The 10,248-nt window shown below is 37.6% G+C and carries 10 protein-coding genes; 3 read left to right on the forward strand and 7 right to left on the reverse strand.

The genetic code is table 11. The features are described 5' to 3' along the window. Positions 1–175: 175 nt before the first annotated feature. Together GFJ36_RS25715 and GFJ36_RS25720 are read right to left on the reverse strand one after the other, a co-directional pair. Complete coding sequence (locus tag GFJ36_RS25715; RefSeq protein ID WP_001206340.1) at positions 176–1,348, reverse strand: acetyl-CoA C-acetyltransferase; 1,173 nt, start codon at positions 1,346–1,348, stop codon at positions 176–178. A 21-nt stretch (positions 1,349–1,369) separates the two neighbouring features. Next, positions 1,370–3,751 carry a 3-hydroxyacyl-CoA dehydrogenase/enoyl-CoA hydratase family protein gene (locus GFJ36_RS25720; protein WP_000486366.1) on the reverse strand — a complete coding sequence of 794 codons (2,382 nt, stop codon included), beginning with the start codon at positions 3,749–3,751 and terminating at the stop codon, positions 1,370–1,372. Positions 3,752–3,988: 237 nt separating this feature from the next. Here GFJ36_RS25720 and GFJ36_RS25725 point away from each other — a divergent pair, with 237 nt between their 5' ends. Together GFJ36_RS25725 and GFJ36_RS25730 are read left to right on the forward strand one after the other, a co-directional pair. Continuing rightward, the gene (locus GFJ36_RS25725) at positions 3,989–4,135 is read left to right on the forward strand and encodes a YuzL family protein (protein ID WP_001096344.1); all 147 of its coding nucleotides are present in this window, start codon (positions 3,989–3,991) and stop codon (positions 4,133–4,135) included. Between the two features lie 97 nt (positions 4,136–4,232). Beyond that, complete coding sequence (locus tag GFJ36_RS25730) at positions 4,233–5,072, forward strand: D-alanyl-D-alanine carboxypeptidase family protein (protein ID WP_000831460.1); 840 nt, start codon at positions 4,233–4,235, stop codon at positions 5,070–5,072. A gap of 22 nt (positions 5,073–5,094) precedes the next feature. On the opposite strand, the gene GFJ36_RS25735 is transcribed toward GFJ36_RS25730, so the two are convergent. From GFJ36_RS25735 to GFJ36_RS25750, 4 genes are all read right to left on the reverse strand, one after another. Further along, on the reverse strand, positions 5,095–6,012 hold the full coding sequence (locus tag GFJ36_RS25735) for a proline dehydrogenase family protein (protein WP_046955846.1): 918 nt from the start codon (positions 6,010–6,012) through the stop codon (positions 5,095–5,097). Positions 6,013–6,322: 310 nt separating this feature from the next. Beyond that, complete coding sequence (locus GFJ36_RS25740; RefSeq protein WP_087986005.1) at positions 6,323–6,568, reverse strand: YusU family protein; 246 nt, start codon at positions 6,566–6,568, stop codon at positions 6,323–6,325. A gap of 48 nt (positions 6,569–6,616) precedes the next feature. After that, positions 6,617–6,919, reverse strand: a complete 303-nt coding sequence (locus GFJ36_RS25745; RefSeq protein WP_001018862.1) for an MTH1187 family thiamine-binding protein — start codon at positions 6,917–6,919, stop codon at positions 6,617–6,619. A 77-nt stretch (positions 6,920–6,996) separates the two neighbouring features. Beyond that, on the reverse strand, positions 6,997–8,997 hold the full coding sequence (locus GFJ36_RS25750) for a methyl-accepting chemotaxis protein (RefSeq protein WP_097891377.1): 2,001 nt from the start codon (positions 8,995–8,997) through the stop codon (positions 6,997–6,999). A gap of 188 nt (positions 8,998–9,185) precedes the next feature. Here GFJ36_RS25750 and GFJ36_RS25755 point away from each other — a divergent pair, with 188 nt between their 5' ends. Further along, positions 9,186–9,944: a TrmB family transcriptional regulator gene (locus GFJ36_RS25755; protein WP_087986003.1), complete on the forward strand. Its 759-nt coding sequence runs from the start codon at positions 9,186–9,188 to the stop codon at positions 9,942–9,944. Between the two features lie 30 nt (positions 9,945–9,974). Here GFJ36_RS25755 and GFJ36_RS25760 read toward each other — a convergent pair. Continuing rightward, a partial coding sequence (locus GFJ36_RS25760; protein WP_157349780.1) for an LPXTG cell wall anchor domain-containing protein occupies positions 9,975–10,248 on the reverse strand: 274 nt, incomplete at its 5' end.

The following is a 10,248-nucleotide window of genomic DNA, read 5'->3' on the forward strand; positions in this document are numbered from 1 at the left end:
ACGTCTGAAGCTCCATCCCCCTCACATTCTGAGCGAGCCGCTTCCACTTTTTTTCATAATCCAGTTCCAGTGGCTAGAACAATTGGTCGTTTCATCCCTTCCTGTGAGGCAAAAAGCGCCTCTACGTCAGGGCTTCCAACGCCCTCCTGTTCTGAGCAAGCCACTTCCACTTTTTTTATAGTAATTCAAACACTCCTGCTGCTCCCATTCCGCCGCCGATACACATTGTTACGATACCGAATTGTTGGTTGCGGCGTTTCATTTCGTGAATAAGAGATAGTGTTAGTTTTGCTCCTGTACAGCCAAGTGGATGTCCAAGTGCTATTGCACCGCCATTTACGTTTACTTTTTCTTCATCTAAACCAAGCTCACGAATAACTTGGATCGATTGAGAAGCGAATGCTTCATTTAGTTCGAATAGGCCAATATCAGATAGCTCTAAACCAGCTAATTTTAATGCCTTTGGAATTGCAGCGATTGGGCCAATTCCCATTACTTCTGGTGGTACACCAGCTACTGCAAATGAACGGAATTTCGCAAGTGGTTTCATGCCATCACTCACTGCTTTTTCACGATCCATTAATAGTACAGATGCTGCACCGTCACTCATTTGTGAAGAGTTACCAGCTGTTACAGAACCGCGAACGTTAAATGCTGGACGTAATTTACCTAAAATGTCTAGCGACGTTTCTGCTCTTACACCTTCGTCTTGTGCGAAAATGATTGTTTCTTCTTGCAGTTTATTGTTTGATCCAACCGTACGTAACGTTACATCTACAGATACTGTTTCATCAGCAAAGTTCCCTGCAGCTAATGCTTTCGCAGCACGTTGATGACTTCTTACTGCAAATGCATCTTGTTCTTCACGAGAAATTCCATATTTCACAGCAACTTGCTCTGCTGTATGTCCCATACCCATATAATATTCTGGAGCTGCTTCAACAAGGCGACTATTTGGACGAACAACGTGTCCCATCATCGGAACTAAACTCATTGATTCCGCTCCGCCTGATAATACAGCTTCCGAGTGACCAAGCATAATACGCTCCGCTCCGTAAGCAATACTTTGTAACCCTGAAGAACAGTAACGGTTAATTGTAATAGCTGGAACATCGTAAGAAAGTCCTGCTAGTCCGCCGATATTACGAGCCATATTTAACCCTTGCTCTGCTTCTGGCATCGCACAACCGAAAATTAAATCATCGATTGGTCCTTCATAATTCGCACGCTTTAATGTTTCCTTTACTACTAACGCCCCTAGATCGTCAGGACGAACTGTTTTTAATGAACCCCTCTTTGCTTTTCCAATTGGTGTTCTTGCTCCCGCAACAATGACAGCTTCTCTCATGAACGATATCTCCCCTCGTTATTAGTTACGTAATGGCTTTCCTTTTACAAGCATGTGCTGCATTCTTGCTTGTGATTTCATCTCACTTACTAAGCTAATAAATGCTTCACGTTCTACATCTAATAAATACTGCTCATCAACTTCTGTTCCGTACGGCACTTTTCCGCCCGCGATGACATATGCAAGTTTCTTCGCAATGTGAAGATCATGTTCAGAAATGTAACCTGATAAGTGCATTGCTTCTGCACCAAGTACAAGAGTTGCATATCCTGTTTCACCAACAACTGGTATCTTTTTACGAATCGGCGCTTTATAGCCAGCTTCATATAAAGAAAGTGCTTTTTGTTTCGCATCATATAGTAAGTGATCACCATTCACACTAATACCGTCTTTATCGCCTAAGAAGTTGTTCGATACAGCTTCTTGTGCTGATGTAGAAACTTTCGCCATCGCTACAGATTCGAATACTTTATTCGCAACTTTTTGCAGATCAAACTCTACACCGTTTGGCATTTTATTTAAGTGTTTAATGTATAGCTCTTTATTACCGCCTCCGCCAGGGATTAAGCCAACACCAACTTCTACTAAGCCCATATACGTTTCACTAGAAGCTTGAATGCTCGCTGCTGGTAAACAAACTTCTGTACCTCCACCAAGCGTCATACCGTATGGTGCTGCTACAACTGGCTTAGAAGAGTATTTAATTTTCGTCATTGCATCTTGGAAGTTCTTCACAACCAACTCAATTTCAAAGTAGTTGTCATCTTGCGCTTCCATTAAGATCATTGCTAAGTTCGCACCAACGCAGAAGTTCTTCGATTGGTTACCGATAACAAGACCTTTATAATTCTTTTCTACTTCATCAACAGCGTAGTTAATCATTTGCGTAATATCCATACCGATTGCATTGCTCTTCGAATGGAATTCTAAGCAAAGGATGCCGTCACCTAAATCAATTAAGCTTGCTCCGCTATTTTTCTTTAATACGCCATTTTTCGCTTTTAATTGCTTAAGAGAAATTGCCTTTTTATTACGTTCGATTAGCTTATATTCGCCATTATCGTAATAGTAGCTATCTCCGTTATCATGTTTGTAGAAAGTAGTGAAACCTTTCTCTAACATTTCTTTCACCCAAGTCGGAACAACTACGCCGTTTTCTTCCATCTTTTGAACGGACTTTTCAACGCCGATTGCATCCCAAACTTCAAACGGTCCTTGCTCCCAGCCGAAGCCCCACTTCATCGCTTGGTCAATTGCAACGATATCGTCAGCAATTTCTTTATGAAGTTTTGCAGAGTATAAAAGAGTTGGTGTGATGATGTTCCATAACAACTCTCCTGCGCGGTCTTTCGCGTATACAAGCGCTTTCAATTTATTCGATAAACCTTTTTCTTGTTTACTTAACTCGATAGATGCCGCTTTTAATTTTTTGCGGGCTTCGTATTCCATCGTTTCAGGATTTAGTTCTAAAATTTCTTTTCCTTGTTTTAAGAAGAAGCCTTGACCTGTTTTGCTTCCAAGCCATTTTTTATCAAGCATGTCATGCATGAAAGCTGGTACTTTAAATACATCACGCTCTTCTTCTTGTACGTTTTCATATACGTTATTTGCAACGTGTACGAATGTATCTAAACCGACAACATCTAATGTACGGAACGTTGCACTCTTCGGACGACCAATAAGTGGGCCTGTTACAGAATCAACTTCCCCAATGCTATAGCCGCGTTTTATCATCTCTTGAAGAGTTACTAATAAACCATACGTACCGATGCGGTTTCCAATAAAGTTTGGTGTGTCTTTTGCGATAACAACGCCTTTTCCAAGAACATCTTCGCCAAATAGTTTCATGAAGCTTAATACTTGTGGATCTGTTTCTTTCGTCGGTATTACCTCTAGAAGTTTTAAATATCGTGGTGGGTTAAAAAAGTGTGTGCCTAAGAAGTGCTTCTGGAAGTCGTCTGAACGACCTTCTGCCATTTTTTCTACTGAAATGCCTGACGTATTCGAGCTTACAATAGAACCCGGTTTACGAACAGCATCTACTTTTTCAAATAGTTTCTTTTTAATATCTAAGTTTTCAACTACTACTTCAATAATCCAATCTACATCAGCTAGACGCTCAAGATCATCTTCTAAGTTACCTGCTTCAATCAGTGCTAGATTTCCTTTCACTGTCAGAGGAGCTGGTTTTTGCTTTAATAGTTTTTGCACAGCCGTATTACTAAAACGATTTCTCACACTTTTATGTTCTAATGTAAGTCCCTTCGCTTCCTCTTCTTTTGTTAGCGCAGGTGGTACAATATCAAGCAATAATGTCGGAATACCAATATTAGCTAAGTGTGCCGCAATCCCTGAACCCATTACGCCTGAACCTAGAACAGCAGCCTTTTTAATTTGGAACATCCATTTCTCCCCCTATTCTTGAATGAATGCTCATTCAATTTTTCGACATAAGTCGCAATCAATGAGTGAGCCTCTACTAATAAATATATGATACAGTTTGAATTTTCGCAATATATTTATTGATAAAATTTTCTGAAATAAATATATTTCTTTCATTTGGCTATGCTATACATGTGTATTTTCTTCATTAAAATGCACTTTTCCTTTTTATAATCTGACGAAACTGGAGGAATATATATGGCAAAACTTAAGAAGAACCCTTCAAAGGCTGGAATTAGCGCAGCAAGCGTAACTGGAAATGCAGGTCCTCATAATCACGGTGTGGAAAAGGGCCGTCAAGGTAATAACCAACAATATAAGAAGCATAATATGGGCGAAAAATAACGGTATATTTTTGGGCAGAAAACGTGGCATAATGGGTAATGGCTGCTTTTTCTGCCCAATTTATTTGTACATATGGAAAACAAAAGAGGGAACGATGATGAAACGAACAATAGTTATGATTGTAATGATTGCTACACTATTTACAGGGATGATTTTCTTCTCTTATGCACAAAGGCAACAAGCTGTAAGAGCGGATCAACCTAACATTACTGGGCAATATGGCATTACAATCGATGCAGACACAGGTGAAATTTTGTATGGGAAACGGGAAGATGAACGCTCTTATCCGGCTAGTATAGGGAAAATGATGACTACCTTACTCTTACTAGAGAATGTAAAAGAAAATGAAGAAATTACAGTTACAGAGAACGCAATTAAAACAGAAAGTCAAAGTAAGAAAATTAAACTTCGTGCCGGGGAAAAGTTAAAGCGGGATGAGGCATTAAAGCTTATGCTTATCATTAGTGCAGACCCGATAGCTGAATCCATCGCAGAACATATCGCAGGATCAAAAAATGAATTTGTAAAAATGATGAATGCAAGAGCGAAGGAACTTGGTACAAAGCATGCGACTTTCAAAAACGCAAGTGGTGCTGATGCACTTGGAAATAAAGTATCGCCATATGACATTGCTATGATTACGAAAGAAGCATTAAAGTACCCAGTTGTTTTAGAATATATGAATTCAACACGTACAACTCTACATACTTCAGAACGCTCTCCAAACATCGCAAACTATGGACGAGAAGAACTATATGACGATCCATATGCAATTGGAAGTAAAAGCGGTCTATCAGCACTCGGAAAATATACGGTCGTAACAGTGGATGAAAAAGACGGTAAACGCGTCATTAATGTTGTTTTATCTTCTACTCGCACGCAGCTATATCCTGATACGAAGAAAATGGCACATTACGCATTTCAGCAATTAAAATAACCAAGGAGTATTTTCTCCTTGGTTATTTTTTAACCATACCTTTTAACACGAACGCAACGTTTGCTGGACGCTCTGCTAGACGACGCATGAAGTAGCCATACCAGTCGTTTCCATAAGGCACATAAACACGCATTTTGTAACCTTCTTTTACTAGCTCAAGTTGACGCTCATTACGAATACCATATAACATCTGGAATTCAAATTGGTCTCTTGGAATGTTGTGTTCTTCGGCAAGTTTTTTTGTATATTCAATAATCGCTTCGTCATGTGAAGCAATCGCAGTATAATTTCCATTTAATAAGTGCATTTTAATAATTTTTTTATAGTTATCATCTACATCTTTCTTCTCCGGGAACGCTACCTCTTCAGGTTCTTTATAAGCTCCTTTTACAAGACGTAAATTAGGACTATAAGCATTTAATTCTTCCATATCTTTTTCTGTACGATATAAGTAAGCTTGAATAACTGTACCAATATTATCGTACTCAGATTTTAACTGTTTAAAGATATCAATTGTCTTTCCGCAGCGTGTATAGTCTTCCATATCAATGGTAACAAACACACCATTTTCTTTTGCAGCTTCTAAAATACGGCGCATGTTGTTCATTACGATTTCATCAGAGATATCTAATCCCATAGAAGTCATTTTTAAAGAAAGCTGCGAATCAAGACCTTCTCTTCCAATTGCACGGATTGCTTCAATCGATTGGTTAGCCATTTCATTTGCTTCCGCTTCATTATCAACGAATTCCCCTAAATAATCGATTGTTACACAAAGTCCTTGCTTGTTCAATTGTTTAATAGCTGCTGTCGCTAATTCAATTGTCTCCCCTGCGACAAAGCGACCTGCACCAAAGCGTAAACCGTACTTTTTAGCCAGTTTTGTTAGCGCTTTATTTTTTGACAAGAAAAGAAACGAATTTCGCATTAATTGTTCCATGTAATTCACCCCTATGACTGTAATTTATCTGTTTTTTACCCCTCTTCAAAATTATATCATTGTTTAAAATTATTGGATACAAATAATTATTTAGATAATTTATAAAATACTATAAAAACATTTAAAAACCTATATTCTCGCTTATAAATATGCAGGGAATATTTTTCGACATTTAGAAAAAACGACTTTACTAGGCACAAAATAAGCATGTCGAAAATATTCGACATGCTTATAAAACCCTTTATATTCCATGTAAATTATATAAGGATATTAATACAGAAAACTTGAGATTATATTTACCTCAAGTTTTTTATTGCTCATTTCTCTTCTCTTCATTCAACTTTTTAATATCTGTAATTAACTGTACCATCTCTTCTTTCGCATCAGGATATGTCTCATTCCAATGCTTCACTAAAGCCGGCATCGTCTTCGCTATGTAAGAATACAGTGCCCACTTCTGCACCTGTTCTTTTCTCTCTGCATTGCTCTCTCCAAGTAATAGTTCTGTGTATTTTTCTAGTAACCCGTCAAATTGTTCGTTAAACTTTTCACTCATCTTATCTACCTCCTATATGAAAAAAGCAGCGAAGATCGCTGCTTTTCCTTATAATTTTGATCGAACAGAGTTTAATTTCTTTTCCATCGTGCTTACTTTATCACGACGATCATCGATACGAATTGTTGTTGCAACGCGCTGTGCACCTTTCGTATATGGAACTTCATGCATTTGTTGAATTACTTCTAGAATGACAGGAAGATCTCCTTCAATTACTGTATTCATTGGTGTTAATTGATACTTCACGCGATCTGCATTTTTCTCTAGCACCTTTTGTACTTCTGCTACATATTCACTAACACTTGGATTACCAGTTCCTACTGGAATAATCGATACGTCAACAATTGCCATAGTAGTTTTCCTCCTATAATTGCTTCTTATATATCCATTGTCTATTTTACCGAAATACTCATCATTTTACTAATTTGTTATTCCTCTATTTTAAACTGCTCAACCAATCTTTCTAAGTCTCTCATATGCTCCGTCAAACTTTCCATCGTATGAGCTACCTTTTCTAGATGACTCACTTGAGATTCAGTTGCAGCATTTACTTCTTCCGAAACAGCTGCGCTTTCTTGACTTGTACTAGCAATTGTATGCATTACCGTTGTAATTTCTCCTTGCTCGTAACCGATGTTATGTACCTCTTCTACAATTTGTTCGACTGAAGTACTAATTGTATTTACAACTGACATAATTGTGCGGAATTCCGCTTCTGCCTCTGTCGTAACTTTATTTTGTATATCTGCAATATCTTTTAATTTACTTATAACCTCTACAACTCGTTTTACCTCTACTTGTACATCGCCAATCATCGTTGCGATTTCTCCTGTCGCCTCTTTCGATTGTTCCGCTAACTTTCGAACTTCTTCGGCAACAACAGCAAAGCCTTTACCTTGTTCCCCTGCACGCGCCGCCTCAATCGAAGCATTTAAAGCAAGTAAATTCGTTTGATCCGAAATACCTTTTATAAGCTCTACAACATTTTGAATCGATCCAACTCTTTGCTCTAACTTTCCGGATGCTTCCTCTGTATGAACAACAATCGAAGATGATTGGCCCCTTGTACGAACTAAATTACGCATCGTATTTAATCCTTGCTTAGATGCCTCTTCAGCTTTGCCAGCCACACCTTTTATTTCACCAACCGAATTATTCATTTGTTCCACTGACTGCGCCATATTCTCGAGTTGCTCTGAAACTTCATCTACACTATTAGCAAGAGTAGAAGCTCCTCCGCTCACATCATCCATTGCACCTGATACTTCTCTACTAGCTGCTACAGTTTCATTCGTTAAATAATGTAGATTATTCGTTGATTGTTGCACTGTTGATACACTATTTTTAATTTTACTTACCATTTCATTCATTTGCTCAACCATATGATTAAAATGATTCGTCAGCTCTCCAACTTCATCCTTACTTGTCACTTTCATTTGCAACGTTAAGTCACCTTCTGCTACTTTTTGAACGTGATTTGTTAATAGTTGCAATGGTCTTGCTAATCTTCTTGAGAACAAGTATGAAGCTGCGATTCCAACTAATAAACTAATACATGCCATTATAAGGACTGTATTTCTCATACTATTTAATAGCCCATCAATCGTTTCTTTCGGATAAAAAATTCCTATTTTCCATTTCATCAAATCAAATGACTGGCTATAAACAACTACATCTTCACCTTTTAATGTAGTGACAGCATATTTTGTTACCTCTTTATTTAAACTCTTCACAAGTGGCTCTTTCGAAACATCTTTCCCTATTTTCTCTGGGTAAACAAGAGCCATACTTTTATCATTTATAATAAACATTTCTCCGCCATTATTGTATTGAATATTATGAAGTAACTTCTGAATTGTTCCGAGCGATACATCCATCGCAACAACACCTAACACAGATCCATCTTGAGCTGTAATTGCTTTAGAAACTCCCACACTTAACTTACCTGTTGCAATTTCATACATAGGTTGTCCCCAGTGAACCTTTTTCACATCAGCTTCTGATTCTTTATACCATTGTCTTGTCGTTGGATCATATCCTTCTGGCACTTGTCCACCTTCAGCAAGATTGGCACTTAATGTTTTTTTATCTTTCGTACCAATATATAAGTCTAAAATACCAGGATGATTCTTTTTGTACTCTGAAAACTCTTTCGTCAAAAATGCTTCTTCTTCTGGAGTAACTCCGTCTTGAAGTATATTACGAACCATCTCACTGTTCGCATAATATCCCATATCTTCATCCGTTCTTTGAACAAATGTCGTAAGTTGCTCTGTCACAAGATCCATCGTATTTTGAGAATACTGGTCTAAGGAGCGCACTTCCTTCTCTTTCTGTAATTGATACATAGCTGTACCTAATATTACAAACATCATAGAAATAAGCACCGAAAATACTACCGCAATTTTTAAACGTAAACTTCTCAACATCTTCCCCCAAGCATCCCCTTCTCGTTGTATTGTAATCATATTAATCACTATATTAAGTATAATGGATAAAATTAAAAAATTGAAATTAATTCTCATCTCAATCTGAGTAGAAAACCTACTACCACTTGTGCAAAAACAAATAGTTCATTATCCTTAAGCTATATCATCTCATTCGTTCGGAGGGAACTATGTTACAAAAATTCGGTTTCTCACAATATGAAAGCCAAGCTTATGAAGTTGTCGTATCAAGCAATGAACCATTAGATGCTACAACAATTGTGAAGCATTCTGGTGTTCCAAAAGCAAAAATATATGAAGTGCTAGCACGCCTGATTGATAAAGGAATGGTAATGGATTCTGTTTCAGAAAAGAAAAAATTGTATACAGCATTACCACTAAAGCTCGCAATTGAAAAATTAACGACAGAATTTCAATCAAACATTAAAGAATTAGAAACGAATATATCAAAAAAATCATTTACAGATGACCGTGTGTGGAGCTTAAAAATGCAATCTTCTATTCGAGTTCAAAGTAAAGAACTCATCGAAAGTGCAAAAGAATCAATTCGCATTTCAGCTTGGAATGACACTCTTTCAGAATACCTTCCTTCACTAGAAGAAAAAGCAAAACAAGGCGTCAAACTCGAGTCCCTTATAGTTGGAAAAGTAGAAACAGACTTAGAAAACATGCATTTTCTAATCCCAACTGAAGAACCTAACGCATTAGAACGCTACTTGCTACTCATCGTTGACGACCGCGAAATTTTATTTGCTGGTGTAGAGCAAGAGTCATGGCAAGCGATGAAAACAATGTCGCAACCTTTCGTAAAGTTCTTTACAGAATTTTTCTATCACGACGTTGCACTTGCAAAAATTACAGAAAAGCATCTGGATCTCTTCATGCAAGATGAGGAAATTAAGAGTTTGTTGAGGAAGTTAAGATACTAAAAAAACGCCTCTATTACAAGGCGTTTTTTTCTACATTTCTTTTCTATTTTTCATCCTTAACACATAAGCACCAGCAATAATAAAACCAATTCCTAAAACGAATAAAGCCGTAAATTCATTGCCGACGCCGCCAGTAGCTGGTAAACGCACTTCATTATGAGTATTATGTTGTTGCATCGGCTTCACATCAGCGGAAGGTTTCACTTCTCCACTCGGTGTTGGCTTATTTGGCTTAGAAGGAAGTGATGCCTTTTCTTCTTTCTTATTTTTCACAATATGTTTAATAATTTCTCCATTCTCTTTT

Source organism: Bacillus sp. EE-W1 (genome assembly GCF_009760835.1).
Classification (GTDB): domain Bacteria; phylum Bacillota; class Bacilli; order Bacillales; family Bacillaceae_G; genus Bacillus_A; species Bacillus_A wiedmannii.